Annotated in this window: 17 protein-coding genes; 3 read left to right on the top strand and 14 right to left on the bottom strand. The window is 70.1% G+C overall.

The features are described from left to right. Nucleotides 1-172 precede the first annotated feature (172 nt). From JYK17_RS01895 to JYK17_RS01865, 7 genes are all read right to left on the bottom strand, one after another. Nucleotides 173-1,705 carry an RNA polymerase sigma factor gene (locus JYK17_RS01895; RefSeq protein ID WP_267974132.1) on the bottom strand — a complete coding sequence of 511 codons (1,533 nt, stop codon included), beginning with the start codon at nt 1,703-1,705 and terminating at the stop codon, nt 173-175. 462 nt (nt 1,706-2,167) lie between these two features. Beyond that, nucleotides 2,168-3,055, bottom strand: coding sequence for a FadR/GntR family transcriptional regulator (locus tag JYK17_RS01890; protein WP_108007293.1), 888 nt, complete (start codon nt 3,053-3,055; stop codon nt 2,168-2,170). Nucleotides 3,056-3,216: 161 nt separating this feature from the next. Beyond that, nucleotides 3,217-5,313: an ABC transporter ATP-binding protein gene (locus tag JYK17_RS01885; protein ID WP_222809623.1), complete on the bottom strand. Its 2,097-nt coding sequence runs from the start codon at nt 5,311-5,313 to the stop codon at nt 3,217-3,219. 130 nt (nt 5,314-5,443) lie between these two features. Continuing rightward, a complete protein-coding gene (locus JYK17_RS01880; protein WP_108007295.1) occupies nt 5,444-6,202 on the bottom strand; it encodes an NUDIX hydrolase in 759 nt (252 codons plus the stop codon). A 131-nt stretch (nt 6,203-6,333) separates the two neighbouring features. Next, nucleotides 6,334-8,250, bottom strand: a complete 1,917-nt coding sequence (locus JYK17_RS01875) for a glycogen debranching N-terminal domain-containing protein (protein ID WP_222809689.1) — start codon at nt 8,248-8,250, stop codon at nt 6,334-6,336. Nucleotides 8,251-9,269: 1,019 nt separating this feature from the next. Then, entirely contained in the window at nt 9,270-10,928 is a 1,659-nt protein-coding gene (locus tag JYK17_RS01870; protein ID WP_222809622.1) for a DUF4192 domain-containing protein, read from the bottom strand. 124 nt (nt 10,929-11,052) lie between these two features. Next, nucleotides 11,053-13,212 (bottom strand): RecQ family ATP-dependent DNA helicase, encoded by a 2,160-nt coding sequence (locus tag JYK17_RS01865; protein ID WP_222809621.1) that lies wholly within the window; start codon nt 13,210-13,212, stop codon nt 11,053-11,055. 381 nt (nt 13,213-13,593) lie between these two features. Between JYK17_RS01865 and JYK17_RS01860 the strand changes: the two genes are divergently transcribed. Continuing rightward, entirely contained in the window at nt 13,594-14,229 is a 636-nt protein-coding gene (locus JYK17_RS01860) for a hypothetical protein (protein WP_108007301.1), read from the top strand. 324 nt (nt 14,230-14,553) lie between these two features. Here the strand turns inward: JYK17_RS01860 and JYK17_RS01855 are convergent, their stop codons facing one another. From JYK17_RS01855 to JYK17_RS01845, 3 genes are all read right to left on the bottom strand, one after another. Next, entirely contained in the window at nt 14,554-15,171 is a 618-nt protein-coding gene (locus JYK17_RS01855; RefSeq protein ID WP_128801742.1) for a hypothetical protein, read from the bottom strand. A 68-nt stretch (nt 15,172-15,239) separates the two neighbouring features. After that, on the bottom strand, nt 15,240-15,941 hold the full coding sequence (gene rnhB, locus JYK17_RS01850) for a ribonuclease HII (protein WP_128801743.1): 702 nt from the start codon (nt 15,939-15,941) through the stop codon (nt 15,240-15,242). An 81-nt stretch (nt 15,942-16,022) separates the two neighbouring features. Next, entirely contained in the window at nt 16,023-16,646 is a 624-nt protein-coding gene (locus JYK17_RS01845; protein ID WP_108007307.1) for a TetR/AcrR family transcriptional regulator, read from the bottom strand. A 187-nt stretch (nt 16,647-16,833) separates the two neighbouring features. Here JYK17_RS01845 and JYK17_RS01840 point away from each other — a divergent pair, with 187 nt between their 5' ends. Further along, nucleotides 16,834-18,381 carry an MFS transporter gene (locus JYK17_RS01840; protein WP_108007309.1) on the top strand — a complete coding sequence of 516 codons (1,548 nt, stop codon included), beginning with the start codon at nt 16,834-16,836 and terminating at the stop codon, nt 18,379-18,381. Between the two features lie 352 nt (nt 18,382-18,733). Here JYK17_RS01840 and JYK17_RS01835 read toward each other — a convergent pair whose 3' ends face one another. The 3 genes from JYK17_RS01835 to JYK17_RS01825 all read right to left on the bottom strand — a co-directional run bounded on the left by JYK17_RS01835 (nt 18,734) and on the right by JYK17_RS01825 (nt 21,052). Beyond that, the gene (locus tag JYK17_RS01835; protein ID WP_222809620.1) at nt 18,734-19,639 is read right to left on the bottom strand and encodes an ADP-ribosylglycohydrolase family protein; all 906 of its coding nucleotides are present in this window, start codon (nt 19,637-19,639) and stop codon (nt 18,734-18,736) included. Between the two features lie 12 nt (nt 19,640-19,651). Further along, nucleotides 19,652-20,311: a histidine phosphatase family protein gene (locus JYK17_RS01830; protein WP_108007313.1), complete on the bottom strand. Its 660-nt coding sequence runs from the start codon at nt 20,309-20,311 to the stop codon at nt 19,652-19,654. A 135-nt stretch (nt 20,312-20,446) separates the two neighbouring features. Then, complete coding sequence (locus JYK17_RS01825; RefSeq protein ID WP_108007315.1) at nt 20,447-21,052, bottom strand: YdbC family protein; 606 nt, start codon at nt 21,050-21,052, stop codon at nt 20,447-20,449. Between the two features lie 160 nt (nt 21,053-21,212). Between JYK17_RS01825 and JYK17_RS01820 the strand changes: the two genes are divergently transcribed. Beyond that, complete coding sequence (locus JYK17_RS01820; protein ID WP_108007317.1) at nt 21,213-21,746, top strand: TerD family protein; 534 nt, start codon at nt 21,213-21,215, stop codon at nt 21,744-21,746. A gap of 106 nt (nt 21,747-21,852) precedes the next feature. Here JYK17_RS01820 and JYK17_RS01815 read toward each other — a convergent pair whose 3' ends face one another. After that, nucleotides 21,853-24,747, bottom strand: coding sequence for a vitamin B12-dependent ribonucleotide reductase (locus JYK17_RS01815; protein WP_222809619.1), 2,895 nt, complete (start codon nt 24,745-24,747; stop codon nt 21,853-21,855). Between the last annotated feature and the right edge of the window lie 66 nt (nt 24,748-24,813).

Here is a 24,813-nt window from a genome sequence, read left to right as displayed (position 1 = left end):
GCGCGCTCTTCCGCTCGGCGGTGGGGAGAAGGAGCCACGAGTCCTGGAGGGCTTGTGCTCGGTCTGCGCTCAGGCCGAAGGCCTATGCCAACGACTGAGATCTCTGGCCCGGACAAGAAAAGCGCCCCCGACCCGTAAATCCGAAGGTCAGGGGCGCTTCCAAAAAACCGGCTCAGTCGAGGTAGTCCCGCAGCACCTGCGACCGTGACGGGTGGCGGAGCTTTGACATCGTCTTGGATTCGATCTGGCGAATGCGCTCGCGTGTGACGCCGTAGACCTTGCCGATTTCGTCGAGGGTTTTCGGCTGGCCGTCGGTGAGGCCGAAGCGCATGGAGACGACGCCGGCCTCGCGCTCGGACAGGGTGTCCAGGACGGAGTGCAGCTGCTCCTGCAGGAGCGTGAAGCTGACGGCGTCGGCCGGGACGACGGCCTCGGAGTCCTCGATGAGGTCGCCGAACTCGCTGTCGCCGTCCTCGCCCAGCGGGGTGTGCAGGGAGATGGGCTCGCGGCCGTACTTCTGGACCTCGATGACCTTCTCGGGGGTCATGTCGAGTTCCTTGGCCAGCTCCTCCGGGGTGGGCTCGCGGCCCAGGTCCTGGAGCATCTGGCGCTGCACGCGCGCGAGCTTGTTGATGACCTCGACCATGTGCACCGGGATACGGATGGTGCGGGCCTGGTCGGCCATGGCGCGGGTGATCGCCTGACGGATCCACCAGGTGGCGTACGTGGAGAACTTGTAGCCCTTGGTGTAGTCGAACTTCTCGACCGCGCGGATCAGACCGAGGTTGCCCTCCTGGATGAGGTCCAGGAAGAGCATGCCGCGACCGGTGTAGCGCTTGGCCAGGGAGACCACCAGGCGGAGGTTGGCCTCCAGGAGGTGGTTCTTGGCGCGGCGGCCGTCCTCGGCGATGATCTCCAGCTCGCGCTTGAGCTTGGGGGCGAGCTTGTCGGCGTTGGCCAGCTTGTCCTCGGCGAACAGGCCCGCCTCGATGCGCTTGGCGAGTTCGACCTCCTGCTCGGCGTTGAGCAGCGGGACCTTGCCGATCTGCTTGAGGTAGTCCTTGACCGGGTCGGCCGTGGCGCCAGCCGCGGCGACCTGCTGGGCCGGGGCGTCGTCCTCGTCCTCGTCGGAGAGTACGAAGCCGGCGCTCTCGGCACCCTCGGGCTCGTCGCCCTTGGGGGCCTCCTCGACCGTCTCTTCCTCTACGGCCTCGGCGTCGTCCTTCTTCGCACTGGTCTTCTTGGCCGCCGTCTTCTTGGCGGCCGTCTTCTTCGCGGCCGCCGGCTTCTTCGCGGCGACCGCCTTCTTCGCAGCGGCCTTGGGGGCGTCGTCCTCGACCGGCACGTCGGCGGCGGGCGGTGCCTCCGGGGCGGCGGTGGCGGTGGCCTTCCTGGCCGTCGCCGTCTTCGCCGCGACCGTCTTCGTGGCGGTGCGCTTGGCCGGACTCTTCGCTGCGACGCTCTTTCGGGTGCGCTTGGGCTCCGCGGCACTGACCATCAGCGTCACACCCTCTTCCTCGAGGATCTGGTTGAGGCTGCGCAGTACGTTCTTCCACTGAGTGGCCGGAATCTGGTCAGCTTCGAAGGCCCGACGCACATCGTCGCCGGCGATCTGCCCCTCGGCCTTTCCCCGCTCAATGAGAGCCATGACAGAGACGGACTCGGCGATCTCCGGCGGGAGCGTACGGGATGTGCTGGCCGACACGAACAACCTCTCGGAACGTTGGAAAACGGCTTCCGGCCCCGTCCACTGCGGACAGGAGCCGACCGCCGACTTGGGGATTGGGCCGACGGCGCGGGCGGGTGCCGGGAAGATGCACAGCGCCGCAAGCGGCGTCCGTATTCCCTCCTCGGCTGTCACCTCTTAGGTCATCGCGCTGTTTCCACGAGTGTTACGCCCAATCTACGTGGCCCGAGTCACAGCCCGTAAGCGCCCAAAAACGGGCAGAAACGGGCAGACAAGGTCGTCCGTGACTCAAGCGGCGGCATTCTCAAGACCTCGCGGTCCGTTTCCAGTGTCACACAGCCCGTCACGCACACTGCCGTCACGCCGTCGGACCCCGCAGGATCTCCGGGATCCTGCGGGGTCCGACGGAGGCGGTTCGGCGGCCGAGCGATGCCACAGGAGGAGGGAGACATCTCCCGGCCGCGCCGCCCGCGGGTGTGGTCAGTGTTCGCGCGGCGCGGGCACCACGCGCTCCACCTCGGGGTGGGCGGTGAGCAGTTGGCGCATGGCGGACTCGGCCGCGACGCCGTCTCCGGTGGCGAGGGCGTCGACGATCCGGCCGTGATGGCCCAGCGAGGCCTCGTTCGGCCGGTCACAGCCGGTGACCGGGCCGCCGGAGACCTGGAGAGCGGCAGAGACGATCCCGGAGAGGTGCTCCAGCATCCGATTGCCCGCGACCTGGATGAGCAGGGAGTGGAACTCGCTGTCGGCGCGGGAGAAGGTGATGGCGTCGCCCTGCCCCATGGCGTGCCCCATGATCTCCACCATGTCGCCGAGCCGCTGCTGGACGTCCTCGCGTCCGTGTCCCGCGGCGAGGCGGGCAGCCAGCGGTTCGATCGTCCAGCGCAGCTCGCTCAGCTCGCGGCGCTGGTCGTCTCGCTGCGGGCCGAACGCGCGCCATTCGATGATGTCCGGGTCGAGGAGATTCCAGTCGCTGACGGGGCGCACGCGCGTGCCGACGTTCGGGCGGGCGCTGACCAGGCCCTTGGCCTCGAGGACGCGGAGCGACTCACGGACGACGGTGCGTGAGACCTCGAAACGCTGGCCGATCTCCTCGGGAACCAGCGGACGGTCGGCGCCCAGATCGCCGGAGACGATCATCTGACCCAGCTGCTGGACGAGTTGGCCGTGGAGCCCGCGTCCGCGACTGCCCGCGGCACGCCGGCCCACGCGGCTCAGCTCGGGATCCGCGCCCTCCCAGGCGGGGGCTCCTACGCGGTCGGACACGTGGGTCTCCGCGTAGGGATAGCGGTCGAGTTCGCCCGGGCCGACGAGACCTGAGTCTGCGGAGCGGGCGGCGGTCATCATGGTGTGCGCAAGGGTACTCACGGAACCTTTGTCGGCGCCCTCCTCAACTCCCTTGAGGGCTTTGGTGAAAAGCACACGAAAGGGTGATCGCTCACCCCGTCGCAATTGACGCCTTATCGGAAAGAAATGGGCTTACCCCCGGGAGTTGTGCACAAGGCAGGGCGAAAGTGTGCGGACGGTCGTCATCGGAACCTGCTGCGCAGCGTGGTGAGCAGATACGCGCAGAGCAGCGCCGTGAGCGACAACGTCAGGGCGCCGCCCACGGGTTGGGCGACCACTCGCGCGACAGCGGACAGATAGCGCTCACCACCGAAGGGCCACTGCGTCAGAAGCACCTCCCGCAGACGCAACGGAAAACCGGCTGCCGTACGCACGGACGAACCCGCCAAGGCCTTTTGTACGAGGGGAACAACGACAACTGGCACCGCCACCACCGCCGCAAGTCCCGCGGTGGTCGACCGGAATACGCCGGCTGCGAGCACTCCTGCCCAGGCGCAGCCGACGACCAGTCCGAACCAACTCGCGCTCAGCGAGAGCCAGTCCGCAGGAACTTGCGTGAGTTCCCGTCCGTAGACGATGTAGAGCATCTCGGCGTCGCAGCCGACCGTGAGGAAGGCCAGCATCAGCGCGGTTGCGGTGGCGACGAGGAGTTTCGCGACGAGCAGCCCCAGCCGACGGGGGACGGTGCCGCGGTCCGCCGCCAGCGCGGGGTGACGGAACTCGTCACCGAAGGCCAGCGCACCGAGCAGCCCCGCTCCGAGCGCGGCGGGCGGCAGCGGCAGCTCCTGCGGCCACGCGACGAGCAGACGCTCCTGCGGGGTGTGCCCGCTCCGGGCCAAGAAGAGGGCGGCTAGGGCGGACACCACGAGCACGGCCGCGCCTGTGAGAAATCCCGTGCTGATTCCGGCGGCACGACGGATTTCGTAGCGGAGGGGGCGGAGGGGGCTGGGGGCGGAGCGTACGGAGATGGGAGGGGGGAGGGGGGACGAGGAGGAGGACGAGGACGACAGGTCGTCGGCCCGGACCGGGGAGAGCGGTTCGGGGTCTGGGGCGGATTTCACATGGGGGCGCGCATCGGGGTGCGTATCGGAGTGCGCGTCAGGATCCGCATCGATATACGTGCCGGGGTGCGCGTCGGGATACGCATCGATATACGTGCCGGGGCGCGCGTCAGGATCCGCATCGGGGTACGTGCTGGTATCCGCATCGGAGTGCGCTTCATGGGCGGCACCGTCAGGAGTCACGGATGGCGGTTGCGTACCCGCGTGGCTTGGCTCTTCGACCGAGAGCGTGGAGTGCGGTGCGGCGATACGGTCGCGTGCGGCGCCCGACGCGTTCTGCCGTTGCGGCGCCGACGGATCGGTGGTGGTTGCGGGCTCCTTGACAAGGGTGTCCGTCGCCCCGGGCCCCATGTCCCCGATCTCGTCGGCGAGTTGGTGTACGAGGATGCCGTGCCGGAAGGCCGTCTCGCCGATGTCGGCGCAGCTACTGCCGTACACGGAGAGGCGGTTGCCACCCTCGCGTACCACCTCGACGGAGCGCTGTGCGTTGCGGGCCTCCTTGGTGAGCAGGGCGGCCAGGCGCGCGGCGTGCGGACTGCGAACGGCGACGCGGGGGCGGAGCCGGGTGCGCGCGAAGTCCTCGGCGTCCTGGTCGGCGACGACTCTGCCCTGCTCGAGGGTGACGACCCGGTCGGCGCCGCGTGCGGCCTCCTTGGGGTCAGCGGTGGTCAGCAGCACCGTGCCGCCCCGGGCCGCGTGTGCACGCAGCATGCCGTAGAGCCAGCGGACCTCGCGGGCGGAGAGTCCGTCGGCGGGCTCGTCGAGGACGAGGGTGTGCGGATCGGGCAGCAGCGCGCAGGCCAGGCCGAGACGGCGGTCCATGCCGCGCGAGAGCGTGCCGAGGCGTTCGTCGCGCAGGCCGGCGAGACCCACGGCCTCCATGACCTCGTCGGCGCGGCGGATGGACACTCCCGCGGCGGCGCACAGCAGGCGAAGATGGCCGCGGACCGTACGGGCCGGATGCCCCGGTACATCGCCCAGAAGCACACCGACTTCACGCGACGGGTGCGCGATGCGATGCAGGGGCCGTCCTCTGAAGTGGGTGATGCCGCGGCCCTGTTGGAGTTCGAGCATGAGTCTGAGAGCCGTCGTCTTGCCCGCTCCCGGCGTACCGAGGAGTGTGGTGAGGCGGCCTGAGTGTGCGTCGAAGGAGACATCGTCGACGGCACACGGAAACCCCTTACGGGGCATGCTGGTCAACCCGAAGACCTGGATCACCCGCAGCAAGATAGCGCGCTATGTCCGTTTTAGTGTGGATCGCGCGCCCATTCCGCAGGCCGTTACGAGCCGGTTCGCGCCTGTGTGCCGTTCTCCGCCCGGTGCGTTGCCCGGAGTTCGGGCTCCGCCGTCACACTTCGGGGCGCAGCATCGGGGGGTTGAGCAGCGTGGCGCCGCCCGCCCGGAACAGCTGGGCCGGGCGTCCGCCCTGACGTGTGGTGGTCCCGCCGGTGGGGACGAGGAAGCCCGGCGTCCCCGTCACCTTGCGATGGAAGTTGCGTGGATCGAGGGCCACTCCCCACACCGCCTCGTAGACCCGGCGCAACTCGCCGACCGTGAACTGAGGGGGGCAGAACGCGGTGGCGAGGGACGAGTACTCGATCTTGGATCGCGCGCGTTCCACGCCGTCGGAGACGATCTGGGCGTGGTCGAAGGCCAGCGGTGCCACCGGTTCGCCGTCGCGGCCGTAGCCGGTCTGCTGCAGCAGCTCCTCCACGGGCGCCCAGCGTGCGTTGCTGGCGTCACCGCCCGCCCGTGGTGCGGGCAGGTCGGGCGCGAGCGCCAGGTGGGCGACGCTGACGACACGCATGCGGGGATCCCGCTTGGGGTCGCCGTAGGTGGCCAGCTGCTCCAGGTGTGCTCCGTTGTCCTGGGCGGGGACGGACGGATCATGGGCGCGCAGCCCGGTCTCCTCGGCCAGCTCTCGCGCGGCGGCCTGCGCCAGATCCTCGTCGGCCCGTACGAAGCCGCCAGGGAGCGCCCAGCGCCCCTGGAACGGCGGTTCACCCCTGCGTACCGCCAGCGCGCACAGGGCATGGCGGCGCACGGTCAGCACGACCAGGTCCACGGTGACGGCGAAGGGCGGAAAGGCTGACGGGTCGTAGGGCATGCGGCGATCATAGTCGTCTGCTTGACGATAAACACTCCCTTCGTCGGTCGCTTCGATGGCTGATCCACTTCGGTCCGATATGCGCCTCACCATGCGTTCCGGGCCGCTGTGCTGTGGTGCGCCGTCCGTGGTCAGACCCTCAGTTGCAGGCCGTCCGCGGCCTCCTCGACCATGGCGAGGCCGAGCCGGCTGACCCGTACGGAGAAGGGGGCGCCGGCGATCCGGAGTCCCGTCAGAACGATCTCGCCGAGGGGAGCGCACTGCACGGGGCGCAGCGTGACCGTCCCTGCGGGGGCGTCGGGGCGGATTCCCGCGAGTGCTACCGGCAGCAGGACGCCCGCGGCCGCTGCGGTCGCGGCGGGGCGGCAGGCCGCCGGGTGCGGGAGGGGGGCGCTGCCCTCGGTGCGCTGCTCCCCCGCGTACATCTCTGGCAGCCGGTAGCCGAAGGCCTCGGCCGCCGACAGGGCGCCCCTCAGCAGCGCGCTCGCCTCCTTCTCGTAGCCTGCCGCGGCGAGACCGGCCACGGCGATCGCGGTCTCGTGGACGCGCACGGCACCGGTGCGGTGGCCGAACGGGTTGTATCCGGCTTCCTTCGCGGCCAGCCCGCGCAGTCCCCAGCCCGAGTCCATGGCCGGACCGCCGAGCAACCGCGCAAGCTGTTCGGTCTGCACCCTGTCGAGCAGTCCAGGGGCCAGTTCTCCCCCGCCGAGCAGGCCGGTGTCGAAGAGGTGGGCGGCGCCCGCGCCCAACTGCGGGACCGGGGTGCCGTCGGCGGCGCGGGCGGCTGCCGGTCGGCCACCACCGAGGTCGTCGATCCAGAAGGCCTCCCGGAAGGCCGTTCGCAGCGCCCGGGCCCATTCCCGCAGCTCGGCGCCGCCCGGTCTGCCGCAGGCATCGAGCAGGTCCGCGCCCAGGAGGGCCGCTCGGTGGGCGTGCGCCTGCGTCTCGCAGCGGACGGGACCGCCGGGCTGCGGATCGCACAGGTAGGTGCCGTCGCCGACGTTCGTCCGCAGCCAGGTAAGACAGCGCTCGGCCGCCGGCAGCATCTCCTCCAGCTCGGGGTCGGGGAGCCCCCAGCGGCGGGCCTCCGCGAGAAGGACCGGGAAGAGCAGGGTGGCCTCGGTACCGGTGCAGCCCGGAGGCAGGTGTGTGCCCGCATCACGTCGTGGCCCGGGGATCATGCCGGACTGCGGCCCCGTGCCCGGGAGTTGGGTACGGGCGAGAGTGCGCAGCGTGCCTGCGGCAAGCCGGGTGCCGAGGGGCAGCGTCATCCGCGCCGCGGCGAGTGCGTCGGCCGGGGCCGGACCGCAGCGCCAGGGGGCTCCTGCCGCGAGATGCAGGTCCGACGGATGCGCGGGGTCGCGGAGCAGGAGTGCGTTGAGGTCCTCGATGCTTGTCCGCAGCAGCGGCTGGACCCTGCGGTCGTCGCCGGAGGCCTGAGCAGGGGCGAGAGGGCTCGTGGTCGTACGCCCCACGGCCCGGACGGGTCCCGCTCCCTCCGGCCGTACTCGCAGCTCCACACTTTTACTGCCGCCCGGCGGCAACTCGAACTCCCAGCGCAGCAGCCCCGCGGAGGCCAGCGCATCAGCGGGGGGCGGGTCCGCGGTGACCGAGGAGCCCCCGGTGGGACCGGACCAGCGCAGGCCCGACTCGCCGACGCATGCGGCCAGTTGAGGCGGAGCAGCACCGGAAGCGATGGCACCCAGCTCGGCCAGGTCCGTGCCGAGCGCGACCTCGACCGGCACGCGCAGGGGGCGAAGGGCTGTGCTGTGCAACGTGATGCGCTCCGTGCCGTCCGCCTGGCGAACGCGCTCGACGACGACGTCCGGGTCCGGACCGGAGTGCGGGGAGGCACGCAACGTCCCCACGAAGCGGGCCCGGTCGGCCGAGGTCATCCGGGCCTGCACCGCCAGCGGTTCGCGCCCGGAGACGCGGATCTGGCAACGGGAGAGCAGCCGCCTGCCCGCGCGATAGAAACCCTCCAGGCCCTGGCCGGTCATCTGCCCTTGCTCCGTCGAGATGGCGAGTCCCGGGAGCCCGACGCAGATCAGTGCGGTGTGAGTGGGTGGCAGTTCGATGGGGCGGCGGGGGGTGAAGGGAGCCGAGGGGGGTCGGCCCGGGGATGTTTCTGGTTGTCGGGCTGAGGTCGTCGGCCGGATCGGTGGGTGGTCGGGGTGCAGGGGGCGTAGCACAGGGGGGCTTGGCGCGACAGCAGGGCTCCGTGGCGCGACAGGGCGGTTTGGCTCGGCTGGTTCGGTCGTGCGGTGCCCTCGCTCGGATACCTCGAGGGCGTTGTACCCCGGCTGCTCGGGCGTATCGACCGCTGGGCGCCTGGGTTCTGATGGATCGGTCACGCAGCATCCCTCCTGAGGCAGTCGAAGCGGTCGAGCGGCGGTGAGGTCGCATTTGGTCGGGCTACGGGTGGAGCAGTCCGGGTCGGTCGGCCCGGTGCACTCTGTGGCTGGGGTTGGCTCGTCGGGGTTGTCGGGGACCGCTGCCGGCGGGTGGACGAGAGCCCATCCGGGACGTCGATCACGGGACGCGGCTCAGGTCGGCCGGAAAGCTCCGCAGGTGTCGACGGGGCGGCACCCGCCTGTGGAGGCGGCGAGGAACGGTCGGTGGCGGAGAAGGAGGCGGCGGATGCGGAGGCGGAGGGCGGAGTCGGCTGGTGCATGGGGTGGCTTTTTCTGCGCTCTATGCGCCTCGGGCGTGTGCGGCGCCAGGTGGCGAGGATCTGGACGGTCGTGGGCTTGGTGGCGACACGGCCATCCAGGCGCTCCGCCACTCAGGTGAACGGAGAGGGGGTCCCCGGGGTCACGCCCGCGCCGTGCCGAGCCGACCGAATGGCGGCCACACGGATGGCTCCGCCGGCTTCATCGTGGCCACGGGCTGCCGTATCCAGCCGGACGCGGATCGCTTCGCGACCGCCTTGGTTCGGCCGCACCGGTCTCCGCCCCCCTGCACCCCGTCGCGTCTGCCCTCGTCGCTCTCCCCGCTCCTCGTCACGTCTCCCCTGGCCACCGTCCCCACTCCTCATCACGTCTCCCCTCGTCGCCCTCCGCGCCTCTCACGTCTCCCCACCGATACCGTCGCTTCCGGGCTGCAGGCTCCCGGGCCGACCGTCGCGGCGGTGTGCCGGGCCCTTTCCGGACGTCCGTGGACGCATGTGCCCTGGTCGTGCGGAGCCGGGGCGGGTGCCGTTCGAAGCCGACGTTCGCTGACGCGGGACGCCCGAGCCGCTTCCCCTCGCCTCTGCTTTTGCCGAGCGGGAGGTGCCGCGAAGGGTGCTGCCTTGGCGGGTGCGGCGGCGTGAGCGGGCGGCCGGTCCCGGCATCGAATCCTTCGCCTCGTTCTGAATTGGGCTCTGAACCGGGTCCGGCACCGGCTTGTTCAGCTCCACGCCCTCGACCGCCCCCGGCTCCGCGGCCCCCTCTCCCGCGGGCAACTGCCGGGCCTCCGGCCGCCCACGGTCCCGCCGCTCCGAGCGCAGACAGCGGCGGATCGCCTCCGGGTCCAGGCCCTCGTTGCAGGCCTGGTGCAACAGACGGGCGAACAGGTAGTCGGGGTCCGAGCCCAGTGCCATGGCGAGGGCTTCGCGGGCCTCGAGGTCGTCGCCCGTGGACCAGGCGACCCAACCGGCCAGGGTCAGCGGTGCCGCCGCGTGTTCGTTGTAGGGCCCGACGCACCTGCGCGCAAGGGCACGCCACAGTCGGAGTGCGGACGCGGCCTCCTCGCCCTCCATCCATTCGGCCGCGCGGTCGCGGGTCACGCGGTCCTGGAGGCCGAGAATCAAGGTCGCGGCCTCGTCATGGGCAAGCAGTTCGTCGTCACGGCGGTCCGCCGCGAGCGGGCCGGAGACGGGCGGTGCCTCCGCCAGCCGTCGCATGATCAGCGCGGCCAGTTCGAGTGTCTCCTCGGCCACGCCCACGCGGCTCGCGTCTTCGAGGATCCTGGGGACCAGCGCCGCGCTCGCCGCGTCCAGGGCGCTCTCCTGCTCCAGGGCGGCAGCGGTCTCCCAGGGCTGCAGCCGGGCTCGCAGTTCGCGCAGGGTGCCGCGGACCTGCAAGCCGGCGTAGGTGGCGGCGGCGGCGAGTACGGAGGTGCCCGGCAGCCCCATGGGCAGGCCCTCGGGCGGACAGCACGCCTCGTTGCTGCAGCAGTACGACCAGAAGCGGCCGTCCGAGATGCACAGCGCCTCGATCACCGGCACGTCGAGGAGACCGCACTCGACGCGCAGCTTCTGGGCCAACGGGCGCAGCCGCTCCATGACCTGCCGCCCCGACTCGCCCTTCTCGGGCTCCTGGCACAGGTAGGCGACCATCTGCTCGGGCCGGGCTCCTCTGCGCTCGCTGCCCGTCACCAGCCCGTGGGCCAACTGCCCGGCCACAGAGGCCCAGTCGTCCGGCCCGGCAGGAATGCCGAGGCGGGCCCGGCCACCGAACCGGCCGCGTCCGTCCCTGTCGTGCAGGGCGACGAGAACGATGCTGTCCTCGGGGCGGTACCCGAGCAGATACGGCAGCGCGTCGGCCAGCTCGGCGGGACTGCGCAGCGTCACCTGGTGGTCGGCACCGTGGCTGTCGTACGCGGTGCAGTCGACTCGGCTCGGGCGGACCGGGCGCTCGGATGCGTCCGGGAAGGCCGAGCGCTCGTCATCGGCCCCCTGACCGTCGCGCCCCGTCGGCTTGCCGTTTTCGTGGGATCCAGTGCTTTCGCCGTGATTCGTCATACGCAGACGATCTCGCGGATCACGAGACTCCGCTTTGCCCTGTGGATAAGTCCGGCCAGGGACACGTCAATTGGACGCCGACCTGGTCCCCCGCTCCGTCATCGCCCCACGGCCAGGCACAAGCTCACCCCGTCGCGGCAAGCACCAGCGGAAGCACCTGGCCGCTTCCCGCCCGGCGAAGGAGCCGGGCAGCGACCGCAAGAGTCCAGCCCGAGTCGGTGTAGTCATCCACGAGCAGAACCGGTCCAGAGGACGCGGACAGCGCGGCGGACAACTCCTCGGACACGGAGAAGGCGCCGGACAACGCCCGTAGGCGCTGGGCGGAATTGCTGCGACGTGCCGAATGCGCCCCGTCCGATCCGGTGTAGGTCAGGGCGCCGAGCAGCGGCAGGCGGCCCACGGTCGCGATGCCCTGGGCCAGCGAACTCACCAGTTGCGGTCGGGTCAGGGACGGCACGGCGACGACTCCCACCGGGCGGGGTGCGGCGTCCGGCACGTCCGCCGCCCAACCCCCGGAAGAGCGCGCCCAGTCGGCGAGAACCGCCACCGCGGCCTGCAGGACATCGGCGGGTACGGGACCGTCGGGCGCGTTCTCGGCCAGCAGGGGGCGCAGCCTGTTGCCCCAGCCGATGTCCGAGAGCCGTCCCAGGGCGCGCCCAGTGGAGCACTGTTCGCCGGCAGGGATACGGCCCTTGAGTTCGACGCCCAGGGCGGGCATGCCGGTGGGCCACATCCTGCGTGGTTCGACCTCCACCCCGGGGCGGTCCAGTTCCTTCGTCGCCGCGCTCAGCGTCCGGGTGGAGACCGAGGAATCCGCCCATGGTCCCGCACAGTTGTCGCAGCGGCCGCACGGTCTCGCGCCCTCGTCGTCCAGTTGCCGGCGCAGGAACTCCATCCGGCAGCCGGACGTGGCGACGTAGTCACGCATGGCCTGCTGCTCGGCCGATCGCTGCCGTGCCACCCAGGCGTAGCGCTCGGCGTCGTAGACCCAGTCGGCGCCCGTCGCAGTCCAGCCGCCCTTCACGCGCTTGACCGCGCCGTCGACGTCCAGCACCTTCAGCATGGTCTCCAGCCGACTGCGCCGCAGATCCACCATCGCCTCCAGGGCGGGCACGGAGAGCGGCCGTCCCGCATCGGCGAGGGCGGAGAGCGTCTGGCGCACCTGCGCCTCGGGCGGGAAGGCCGTATCGGCGAAGTAGCGCCAGATGGCCTCGTCCTCCTTGCCCGGGAGCAGCAGCACATCGGCGTGCTCGACGCCGCGGCCCGCGCGGCCCACCTGCTGGTAGTACGCGATCGGCGAGGACGGCGAACCGAGGTGGAGTACGAAACCGAGGTCCGGCTTGTCGAAGCCCATGCCCAGCGCCGAGGTCGCTACGAGCGCCTTGACCCGGTTGGCGAGGAGGTCGTCCTCGGCCTGCAGCCGGTCGGCGTTCTCCGTGCGCCCTGTGTAGGAAGCGACCGGGAAGCCGTGCCCGCGCAGATGGGCGGCGGCCTCCTCGGCGGCGGCCACCGTCAGCGTGTAGATGATCCCGGAACCCGGCAGCTCGTCCAGGTGCTCGGCGAGCCAGGCCAGCCGATGCGCGGCGTCCGGCAGCTGGACCACTCCCAGCCGCAGGCTCTCCCGGTCCAGCGGTCCGCGCAGCACCAGGGCCTCGCCGGAGCCGGTGCCCAGTTGCTCGGCCACGTCAGCGGTCACGCGCGCGTTGGCGGTCGCGGTGGTGGCCAGCACCGGCACTCCGGGGGCGAGGTCGGTGAGCATCGCCCTCAGCCGGCGGTAGTCCGGCCGGAAGTCGTGTCCCCAGTCGGAGATGCAGTGCGCCTCGTCCACCACCAGCAGACCGGTTGTGACCGCCAGCTTGGGCAGCAACTGGTCGCGGAAGTCCACGGAATTGAGGCGCTCCGGGCTGACGAGGAGCACGTCGGTCTCGCCGCGTTCCACCTCCTCGTGGATCGTGTTCCACTCCTCCGGGTTGGCCGAGTTGATGGTCCGCGCGCGGATGCCTGCCCGCTCCGCAGCCTCGACCTGGTTGCGCATGAGGGCCAGCAGTGGCGAGACGATCACCGTGGGGCCGGCTCCGCGCCGGCGCAGCAGGGCGGTCGCCACGAAGTACACGGCCGACTTGCCCCAGCCGGTGCGCTGCACCACCAGGGCGCGTCGGCGCTCCTTCACCAGGGCCGCCACGGCCTGCCACTGGTCCTCCCGCAGCCGCGCCGAGCCCGCCGGATCACCGACCAGCTGGGCGAGGACGGCATCGGCTTCGGCGCGGAGCTCCACTTCGTTCATGCCCCCATGCAACCCGACGCCACTGACAATCGGCCACTCCACCGGACGTGACGATCAGGCGGCGACCGGTCGACGATCCATGTGCCGGGACAGCGGCCGCTCACCCTGCTGGACCGCCCTGCCCGAACGGTGTACGAACTCCAGGTGAACGGTGACCCCACGCGTCGTGGCGTGGCCCACTGGGTAGGGATATAAACCACACACCCCCAGATAGCGGTCAGTGGCCCCAATTGCTCGTTGCCGCATCCAAGTTCGACAGCAAGAATTGAAGTCCGCTCCCCGCGCACGGCTCGACCGTGGTCCGGCAGGGTTCTGCTGCGGTGTGCGCTCCCCCGAACAAGACCCCGCCCCATGTGTGGGCGCGTAGCCGAAGGGAGGACCGTGACCTTCGGATTCGCTCCGTCCTCGGCGGCATCCACGTCGGCGTCAGCCGACCTGTCCGCCGCATCCGCCAACCCTCTCGCCCGCATGCTCGAACCCTCGGAGTGGGCCGCCGCCGGTATCCCCCTGCTGCGCAACCCCCGAGAGGTCGTCAGCGGACTCCACGCCCGGCACCAGCCCAGGCCGACGACCGCGGTCGTAGCGGTGCTCGATCCGGATGAACGGCTGTGCGCGAGCGCCTCGTTCACGCGTCGCCCGGCTCCGGCGGACGGCTGGATGTTCCGCAACGCGCTGCTCGCGCAGCTGCGTCGGGTCATCCCGCACGACCTGCGCCGCCGCACACCGGTGCGCACCGCCGTGCTGCTGTACTGCCGTGACGGCGACGCCCGCTGGACCGAGGAGGACGGCGCGTGGATGTGGGGTCTGCGTGACGCGTGCACGCTGCACGGACTGCGCTGCGGGGCGTACATCACGCTGACCCGGGACGGCTGGCAGGTCCTCGGTGAGGGCCGCGCCGGACGCCGTCCCCACGCGGGTTCGCCACCGGAGGCCTTGGGCGCGTCAGAGGCGCCGCCCCCGCTGCCGCGGACCGGCGGTGCGGCCTCGGAGGTTCTGCGCCGCGCGGCCGCCCGCTGAGGGCACCACCGGCCACGCCCGGTGGGCCCCACGCGCCCTTACTCGCAGTCTCCGGTCCCGACACCGCAGGAGGGAAGTCGCCCACGGGGTCGCGGCGGCCGGTATTGCGAACAGCCCGCGCAATCCGTCGAGATGCACGCATCCACGGGGCCTACGACCTCATCCGCGCATGTCGAAACGTCCTCCGTACCGGTGCGGTGCCACAGCAACGGCGCTCGTGCGCTCCTGCGCTCGCGTAGAGACTCGGAGCGTCTGCCTCGAGCAGGTACCTCGAGCCTCTGTCTCAAGCCCCTCCGGCGTCCCGAAGGACGCGCCGGACAGGGCTCAGACGGCCGCACCCAGAACCGAGTTGATCTGCTGCGGGTCTCCGCAGACGATCAGCAGGGTGCCGGCACGGGAGAGGGCGAGAGGCAATGCGGTGGCGACCGCGTCGGAACCGCCGTTGACCGCGACCACGACGACGGGTCGGGTGGCAGCGCGACCGGCGGCAGCGGCGTCCGTGTAGAAGACGTCGTCGCCCGCGTCGTGCTGCGCCCAGTAGGAGGTTTCACCGAAGGACAGCTCGTGGGCGGCCCACGGGTGCTGTTCGCCGGTGGTGATCACCAGGACGTCGCCGGGGGCACGCCCCGAGTCCAGCAGCAGATCCACGGCTTCCTCGGCGGCATCGAGCGCGCCACTCTCGGGAGCAGGGATCAGCTGGATCTGCGGGGTGGCCGGAGCAGCCGGGACCGAGGGTCCGGGCTGCGCGGCGGCCGCGTCACGCGACGTTCGCTGCACCGGCGGCGAGGGCCGGTGCGGACCGGGACGGCCGGGACGCGGCGGAGCCGCGGGGCGCGGGCCGGGTACAGGACGAGGGGTCGGCGCGGTACGGCCGTTGGCCGGCGTGGCGCGGGGACCCTGGGCACTCTCGTGAATCTGAGGCTCCTCGGGAATGAGAGGCATGAGCTGATTTTTATCAAACGTTGGTGCGGCTCGCGTTGGCGGGTGGCACATGAGTGCGAGCGGAATCGTCAGAAGTCGAAGCCGAGCTGACCCTCGATCTCCGGAACGCTTCCGTCCGCCCAACTGCGGACCCTCTTGAGATGCCGCCACTGGGGCAGCGCATCAAGATACGCCCACGACAACCGGTGGTACGGGGTGGGGCCCCGCTCCGCCAGTGCGGCCTTGTGCACGGGTGACGGATACCCGGCGTTGTCCGCAAAACCGAAGTCTGCATGGTCCATGCCCAGTTCGGCCATCATTTTGTCGCGCTGAACCTTGGCGATCACCGACGCCGCCGCGACAGCCACGCACGACTGGTCGCCCTTGATGACCGTACGGACCTGCCAGGGCGTGCCGAGATAGTTGTGCTTGCCGTCGAGGATGACCGCGTCGGGACGGACCGGCAGAGCCTCCAGGGCGCGCACCGCGGCAAGTCGCAACGCGGCGGTCATGCCCAGGTCGTCGATCTCCTCCGGCGAGGCATGCCCCAGCGCGTACGAGGTGACCCACTTCCGCAGCACCACGGCAAGATCCGTGCGCCGCTTGACGGTGAGCAGCTTGGAGTCGGTGAGGCCCTCGGGGGGACGGCGCAGTCCGGTGACCGCCGCGCAGACGGTGACGGGTCCGGCCCAGGCGCCGCGCCCCACCTCGTCGACACCGGCAATGATCTTCGCTCCGGTCGTGGCGCGCAGGGAGCGCTCGACGGTGTGAGTAGGCGGTACGTACGGCATGACGCCCTAAGCCTACGCCTCGTCGATCACCCGCCGACACCCCCGTCGCCCCGACTCGGACGCCGTCCTGCGCGACCGTGCTCAGTCACCGTCCGGCCGCAGCAGCGGAAGCATCAACTGGTCGATCATTGCCTCGAGATCGGGGTCGTCCCATTCACTCCCGCGCATCTTGTTGCGGTACATCATGATGGCCGGGATGGCGTCGAAGACGTAGCTGCTCGCCGCGTCGGCACGGACCTCCTTCCGCTCTATCCCGCGGGTGATCACCTCGCGGACGAGCTTGATCATGGGCTCGACGATCCCGTCGAAGATCACGGCGTGGAAGCGCTCCGCCTGGAGCGAGTCGCATTCGTGAATCACGGCGCGAACCGCGAAACCGGGACGGGAGAACATCGCGTCCCGAGCGGCCCGGCACAGGGCGAGCAGATCCTCACGGATGCTGCCCGTGTCGGGAGCCTGCTCGAAGCGCGGCAGTCCGGCCTGCAGCGCGTCGGCGACCAGGTCCTCCTTGGACGGCCAGCGGCGGTATACCGCGGCCTTGCCGGTCTGGGCACCGGCAGCGACACCCTCCATGGTCAGGCCGGCCCAGCCGACCGTACTGAGCTGTTCGAGGGCGGCTTCGAGGATCGCGCGTTCGAGCACGACGCCACGCCGACGGAGGGAGGCCGCCTGAGCGGGGGCGGCCGTCCAGCGCGAGGTAACCATCTGAGTGTCTCCAGCTGGCATGAGGAGCGGGGATTTCAGGGGATGGGGAGGCGCGTCGCGGCTGCATCGGGGGATTCGCCGCGCGACACCGATTTAAGTGAACGCTTGCGTTCTCTATCGGGGACTCACTACGGTTGGCGAGACAGTGAACGCGAGCGTTCACTAACGTACTTGTGGGGGACCCATAGTGACAACCTCTCAATTGATCAAGGACCAGAAGCCAGGTGCGGCCCGCCGGGAAGGGCACCCCGGCATCGCGCTCGCAGTCATCGCGGCCTGCCAACTCATGGTCGTACTCGACGCGACGATTGTGAACATCGCGCTCCCGCACATTCAAAATGCGCTGGATTTCAGCACCACCGACCTCACCTGGGTCGTCAGCGCCTACACGCTCACCTTCGGCGGCCTGCTGCTTCTGGGCGGCCGGGCCGGTGACATCCTCGGCCGCCGCCGGGTCTTCATGACCGGCATCCTTCTGTTCACTCTCGCCTCCCTGCTCGGTGGGCTCGCCCAGGAACCGTGGCAGCTTCTTGCGGCACGGGTCCTGCAGGGCATGGGCGGCGCGATCGCGTCGCCCACTTCCCTGGCACTCATCACCACGACTTTCCCCGAAGGCCCGGAACGGAACCGGGCGTTCGCCGTCTTCGCCGCCGTCTCCGCGGGTGGCGGTGCGATCGGTCTGCTCGCGGGCGGCATGCTCACCGAGTGGCTCGACTGGCGCTGGGTGCTCTTCGTCAACGTGCCGATCGGTGTGCTGATCGCCGTGCTCGCGCCGATGTACATCAGCGAGTCCGAACGCCACTCCGGGCGCTTCGACATCGCAGGCGCGGTGACCTCGACCGCAGGCATGGCAACTCTCGTCTACGGCTTCATCCGCGCCGCGGACGAGGGCTGGCGGGACGGCCTGGCCCTCGGTTCCTTCGCCGCGGCGGTGATTCTGCTGGCGTCCTTCGCGCTCATCGAGTCCCGGGCCAAGGAGCCGATCACGCCGCTGCGGATGTTCCGCGACCGCAACCGCTCGGGCACCTACGTGATCATGCTCAGCCTGGCCGCGGCGATGTTCGGCATGTTCTTCTACATCGTGCTCTTCGTGCAGAACGTGCTGGGGTACAGCCCGATCCAGGCCGGCCTCGCCTTCCTGCCGGTGACGGTCGTGATCGCGGTCGGCGCGGGTCTGTCGCAGCGGTTCCTGCCGGTGCTCGGGCCCAAGCCGTTCATGCTGACCGGCTCGGCCCTCGCGCTGGTCGGTCTTGCCTGGCAGTCCCTCATCAGCTCCGACAGCTCGTATGTGGGCGGGGTGCTCGGCCCGATGCTGGTGTTCGGTTTCGGCATGGGCCTGAACTTCGTGACGCTGACGGTCACGGCGGTCTCCGGGGTCGCGCAGCACGAGGCGGGCGCCGCCTCCGGCCTGCTCAACGCCACGCAGCAGGTGGGTGGTTCGCTCGGTCTGTCCATCCTGACCACTGTCTTCGGGTCGGCCAGCAAGAACGAGGCGGAGAAGCAGGTGCCGAAGTTCCTCGCCAACGGTTCGCCGGAGCAGAAGGCGGAGTTCGCCAAGACGCACCAGCTGCCCGGCACATGGGGGCACGAGGTGCTCGCCCACGGCATCTCCATGGGCTTCGTCGCCGCCGCGGCCATGGCCGTACTCGCCCTCGGCACCGCCTGGTTCGTGATCAGGGTCCGCAAGAGCGATCTGGAGGCACTCTCCGGCGCAGCGGGTGTGCCGGTCGGCTGATCCAGCGCGCGCACCCGCGTCACACCGCGGACGGCCGGACCGGGTCCTGAGGACCGACGGCGAGCAAACCGGTCCGGCCGTTCGCAGACCTGCCGAAAGACACAGGGCAGTCAGAACCAGCAGTGCTGCCCACATCACCACGAACTGCCACATCGCCACGAACTGCATACCCACCCCCAGAAGCTCTCGCGTGACACCCGCACGCACCGACGCGTGAGTCACACGGTCGATGCCAGGAGAACGGCCGGGAGGTCACGCAGAGTTCCCGGCGGACACAGAGAGTTTTCACAAGCCGCCATCGAAAGGCGCAACGCAAGCCTGCATACAGGAGCCGACAGAGTCCGGCCCGGCGTCAGGCGGGCGTGCGGACCCAGTCCGGCAGATCCTCGGTCCGCTCCAGCCACGCGGCAGGCGGTGCCCCCGCCTTCGTCGCACCGAGCACACCGCCCACGATGGCGCAGGTCGTGTCCACATCGCCGCCGACCTGAGCCGTCGTCCAGAACGCCCGCTCGTAGTCGCCGAGGGCCCGCGCGGCCGACCAGAGCGCGAAGGGCACGGTGTCGTGCGCAGACGTACGCCGGCCGCAGCCCAGCACGGCCGCGACGGTGCCGGCGTCGCCGTAGTCGAGCATGTCCCGTGCGCGCCTGAGCCCCGCGCCGACGGCGCTCTTCGGGACGAGTGCGACCACGTCCTCGAGGAGTGCCTCGGGACTGGGCGGGCCGCCGGGAGCGGCTGCCAGTGCGGCGGCCGCGGCGACCGCCATGGAGCCGACGACGGCCTCGCGGTGCTGGTGCGTGGGGTAGGCGGAGATCTCCGCCTGGTGGGTCGCCTGTTCCGGGTCGTCCGCGTACCAGGCCCCCAGCGGGGCGATCCGCATCGCCGCGCCGTTGCCCCACGAGCCCCGGCCGTCGAAGAGCGCCGATGCCAGCTCGCGCCAGTCACCGCCCTCCCGCACCAGCCGCAGCAGGCGGTTCACGGCGGGGCCGTACCCCCGGTCGAAGTCGTGGTGGGCGGCGAAGGAGTGGGCCAGGGCGTCCTGGTCGATGCGGTGATGGGTGGCGAGGACGGCGACCACCGAGCAGGCCATCTCGGTGTCGTCGGTCCACTGCCAGGGTCCGGGCGGCAATGCGCGGTGCTTGAGCAGCGGGAGGTTCGCCGGAACGAAGAACTGCGAGCCCAGCGCATCCCCCACCGCAAGTCCACGCAGGCTGGCCAGGGCGCGGCCCAGGCGGTCGTCGGGAGAGGAGTCAGGGGTCATCGCTTCGCCACTCTATCCGGTGATCCCGTACGGCTCCGGGTCCCGCCAGCGTTCGAAAGGCCGGTCCAGCGCGTACTTGTCGTCCTCCCCGAGAACGAGCATCCGCATCTCCGCGTTCCCCGGATTGGACAGCGACTCGAATTCGGCGACCGTCCAGTGGAACCAGCGCATGCAGAACAGCCGCATGGCCAGGCCGTGGGTCACCAGCAGTACGTTCGGCGGGTGGTCGGGGGCCTCGAAGCTGCGGAACAGGCTCTCCAGGAAGCCGCCGACCCGGTCGTACACGTCGGCACCGGACTCCCCCTGGGCGAAGCGGTAGAAGAAGTGGCCGTACGCGTCCCGGTAGGCCTTCTGCAGGCGCACGTCGTCGCGGTCCTGCCAGTTTCCCCAGTCCTGTTCGCGCAGCCGGGGTTCCTCGCGGATCCGTATGCGATCGGGGTCCAGGTGGAACGCGCGCAGCGTCTCGTGCGTACGGCGGTACGGGGAGACGTACACGCTGACGCGCTCGCTGCCGAACACCTCGCGCAGCCGCTTGCCGGTCTCCTCCGCCTGCTGCCAGCCGCGCTCGGTCAGCGCGAGCGCATGGTCGGGCTCACGCTCGTACACGGTGTCATCAACATTGCCCGTTGACTCTCCGTGCCGGACAAGGACGATGCGCCGTGGTCTTGCCATGCCAAAACCCTAGATCGGGTGACGGCCGATCGAGCACTCGTACGGGCTCCATACGGCGTAGGTCACACATTTCCTGCACCACAGGTCACATCGGGGCGCACGGTGAACGCCCCGATCTCAGTGTTCTTAGACTTCTCAGACCGTCCAGGTGGGTTCCAGCTCGACGATGTCGCCCGCGAGGGCCGCGACGTCCGCCTCGGTCTGGGCGCGCAGGGCCAGTCGCTCCACGCGTTCAGCGCGGTACTTTCCGTGTTCGGCGGCGGAGTGCCACATCGACAGCACCATGAACTCGTGTCCCGGGGCCTCGCCGAACAGCCCGCGGATCATGCCGGGTGAGCCGGCCATGGCGGGGTTCCACACCTTTTCCTGCATCAGCGTGAAGTGCTCCGCCCGGTCCTCGTGGACCCGGCAGTGGGCGACCCGCACGAGGTCGGCGTCCGTGAAACGTGGTTCAAAACCGGTCTTCACGTCGAAGCGGTAGTCGAACAGCTTGACCTGGGCATCCTTGAAGGTGCCCACCTGAGCGGCCGCCAGCCGGTCGTGGGAGCGGGCCATGAAGGAGTCGTAGAAGGCACGGCTTTCCCAGAAGGCGAAGATGTGCGCCACGCCTGTACGTCCCCTGCTCCAACCACCGCCCTGCCCCCGAAACCCCGGCTCCCCCAGAAGCCCCGCCCACTTCCGCTGCCCCCGCTCGAAGCCGCGGCGGTCCACCACGGTGCAGCGAATCCACTTGACCAGCACCGCGCCATCGTAAGGCCACGGAGCGTGGCGCCGGTCACTCTCCGGCCGACCGCGCAGCGGCACGCGGGCACGCGCGCGTGGCAGGATGGACAACCGGCCTTGTCCGCCCGGCAGTTCAGGGGCGGAGGCAGCGCACGGGCTACGGGGAAGGGGAAGTTTGGTGAACGGCCTCAACAAGGCGATCCGCAAGGCCGAAGTCGCACTCAAATGGGATCCGAGTCCGCCGGGGCAGCCACCCACCGATCTGGACATCGTGGCCGCCACCTACCTGGCGAGCGATCCGCACGGAGAGCCCGTTTATGTGGTGCACTTCGACAGCCGTGCGCCCGACGGCACGATCTACCTCAACCGGGACAGCAAGGACGGCAAGGGCTTCGGCTGGGACGAGGTCATGACCCTCGAACTCGACCGGCTGGACAACCGGTACGCGCGCGTGGTGGTCGGTGTCGTCATCCAACAGCGATCGGCGGACCGGACCTTCGTCGGGGTGCTCAACCCGGGCATGCGGATCCGTGAGGGGTACAACGTCCTGGCCGAGGACGACTTCGGCCAGGTCCTCGGCGCCACGGCGGCCACCCTCGGCGAGTTCGTACGCGACGACACCGGGGGCTGGCAATTCCGCCCCGGCGTCCACGGCTTCCACGACGACCCCGCCACGTTCACCAGGGTCATGGGCCGAGCCCAGCAGCCCTGACGCCTGCCGTACGCCGAGGAGGGGCGCCGACCATGCGGTCGGCGCCCCTCCTTTGAGGATCAGCTACACCTGCCGGACGTGGCAGCAGATGCCCTTCCGCTCAGGTTCAGCTGCAGCCGCTCGTAGAGCCGCACCCTTCGCAGATGTAGCAGGAACCGGCCCGCTGCATCTTCGTGCCGCACGAGAAGCACAGCGGGGCGTCGGCCTGGATGCCCAGTTGCATCTCCACCAGTTCGGCGCTGGTGTGGGCCTGCTGCGGGGCGGGCTTGCCCGCCTCGACCTCGGCACGCGGCGTGGCGACCGCCTTCAGCTCCTGGGCGCGCGGGGCGGACTGGGCCAGGCCCTCTACGTCGACCTCGTCGTCGGCCGGCTCGTACGAACCGGTCTCCAGGTGGCGCTGGCGCTCGTCGGCGGAGTGGATGCCGAGCGCGGAGCGCGTCTCGAAGGGCAGGAAGTCCAGCGCCAGGCGGCGGAAGATGTAGTCGACGATCGACTGCGCCATCCGCACGTCCGGGTCGTCGGTCATGCCGGCCGGCTCGAAGCGCATGTTGGTGAACTTCGAGACGTACGTCTCCAGCGGCACGCCGTACTGGAGGCCGACGGAGACGGCGATGGAGAAGGCGTCCATCATGCCCGCGAGGGTCGAGCCCTGCTTCGACATCTTCAGGAAGACCTCGCCGAGACCGTCGTCCGGGTAGGAGTTGGCCGTCATGTAGCCCTCGGCGCCGCCGACCGTGAAGGACGTCGTGATCCCGGGGCGGCCCTTGGGGAGGCGCTTGCGGACCGGGCGGTACTCGATGACCTTCTCGACCGTCTCGCGGATGGCCGCCTCGGCCTTCTCCGTGATCTCGGTCTTCTCCTTCTCCTTGGTCTTGGCGGAGAGGGGCTGGCCGACCTTGCAGTTGTCGCGGTAGATCGCGAGCGCCTTGATGCCCAGCTTCCAGGCCTCGAAGTAGATCTCCTCGACCTCCTCGACGGTCGCCGTCTCCGGCATGTTGACCGTCTTGGAGATGGCGCCGGAGATCCAGGGCTGGATCGCGGCCATCATGCGGACGTGGCCCATCGGGGAGATGGCGCGCTCGCCCATGGCGCAGTCGAAGACCTCGTAGTGCTCGTGCTTGAGGCCAGGGGCGTCGATCACGTTGCCGTTGTCGGCGATGTGGGCGACGATCGCCTCGATCTGCTCCTCCTGGTAGCCCAGGCGGCGCAGGGCCTGCGGGACCGTGCCGTTGACGATCTGCATGGAGCCGCCGCCGACCAGCTTCTTGAACTTGACCAGGGCGAGGTCGGGCTCGACACCGGTGGTGTCGCAGGACATCGCCAGACCGATGGTGCCGGTCGGGGCGAGGACGGACGCCTGGGAGTTGCGGAAGCCGTTCTTCTCACCGAGACGCAGCACGTCCTGCCAGGCCTCCGTGGCGGCGGCCCACACCGGGGTGTCGAGGTCGTCCATGCGGGGGGCCACGGCGTTGGCGTCGGAGTGCTGCTTCATGACGCGGTTGTGGGCGCTCGCATTGCGCGCGTACCCGTCGTACGGGCCTACGACCGCGGCGAGTTCGGAGGAGCGCTTGTACGCCGTGCCGGTCATCAGGGAGGTGATGGCGCCGGCGAGGGCGCGGCCGCCGTCGGAGTCGTACGCGTGGCCGGTCGCCATCAGCAGGGCGCCGAGGTTGGCGTAGCCGATGCCGAGCTGGCGGAACGCGCGCGTGTTCTCGCCGATCTTCTGGGTCGGGAAGTCCGCGAAGCAGATGGAGATGTCCATCGCGGTGATCACGAGCTCGACGACCTTGGCGAAGCGCTCGACCTCGAAGGACTGGTGGCCCTTGCCGTCGTCCTTCAGGAACTTCATGAGGTTCAGCGAGGCGAGGTTGCAGGACGTGTTGTCCAGGTGCATGTACTCGCTGCAGGGGTTCGAGCCGTTGATCCGGCCGGACTCCGGGCAGGTGTGCCAGTGGTTGATGACGTTGTCGTACTGGATGCCCGGGTCGGCGCAGGCCCAGGCGGCCTCGGCCATCTTGCGGAACAGGACCTTGGCGTCGACCTCTTCGATGACCTCGCCGGTCATCCGCGCGCGGAGGGCGAAGTTGCCGCCCTGCTCGACCGCCCTCATGAACTCGTCGTTTACACGGACCGAGTTGTTGGCGTTCTGGTACTGGACGGACGTGATGTCGTCGCCGCCCAGGTCCATGTCGAAGCCCGCGTCGCGCAGGGCGCGGATCTTCTCCTCCTCCTTCACCTTGGTCTCGATGAAGCCCTCGATGTCGGGGTGGTCGACGTCGAGGATGACCATCTTGGCGGCGCGGCGGGTGGCGCCACCGGACTTGATGGTGCCGGCGGAGGCGTCGGCGCCGCGCATGAAGGAGACCGGCCCGGAGGCGTTGCCCCCGGAGGAGAGCAGCTCCTTGGAGGAGCGGATCCGCGAGAGGTTCAGGCCGGCGCCGGAGCCGCCCTTGAAGATCATGCCCTCTTCCTTGTACCAGTCGAGGATCGACTCCATGGAGTCGTCGACGGACAGGATGAAGCAGGCGGAGACCTGCTGGGGCTGCTTGGTGCCGACGTTGAACCAGACGGGGCTGTTGAAGCTGAAGACCTGGTGCAGGAGGGCGTACGCCAGCTCGTGCTCGAAGATCTCGGCGTCGGCGGGCGAGGCGAAGTACTTGTTGTCCTCGCCGGCCTTGCGGTACGTCTTCACGATGCGGTCGATCAGCTGCTTGAGGCTGGTCTCGCGCTGCGGGGTGCCGACAGCACCGCGGAAGTACTTGCTGGTGACGATGTTGACCGCGTTCACCGCCCAGAAGTCGGGGAACTCGACGCCACGCTGCTCGAAGTTGATTGAGCCGTCACGCCAGTTGGTCATGACGACGTCACGGCTCTCCCAAGCCACCTCGTCGTACGGATGCACGCCGGGGGTGGTGTGGATGCGCTCGACACGCAGACCCTTGGTCGCCTTGGTGCCCTTGGCGCGGGAACTCCGTGCCGGACCGCTCGCCGTCTCTGTCATGCCGCCTCCCTGTACGGGCTAAAACGCCCTGAAGTGCCACGATGTTCCCGAGGCACGGTGTTGTGT

It is taken from the genome of Streptomyces plumbidurans (assembly GCF_019857225.1).
GTDB classification, from domain to species: domain Bacteria; phylum Actinomycetota; class Actinomycetes; order Streptomycetales; family Streptomycetaceae; genus Streptomyces; species Streptomyces plumbidurans.
Note: the sequence above shows the minus strand (reverse complement) of the source record. Positions and strands in the feature narration are given on the sequence as shown.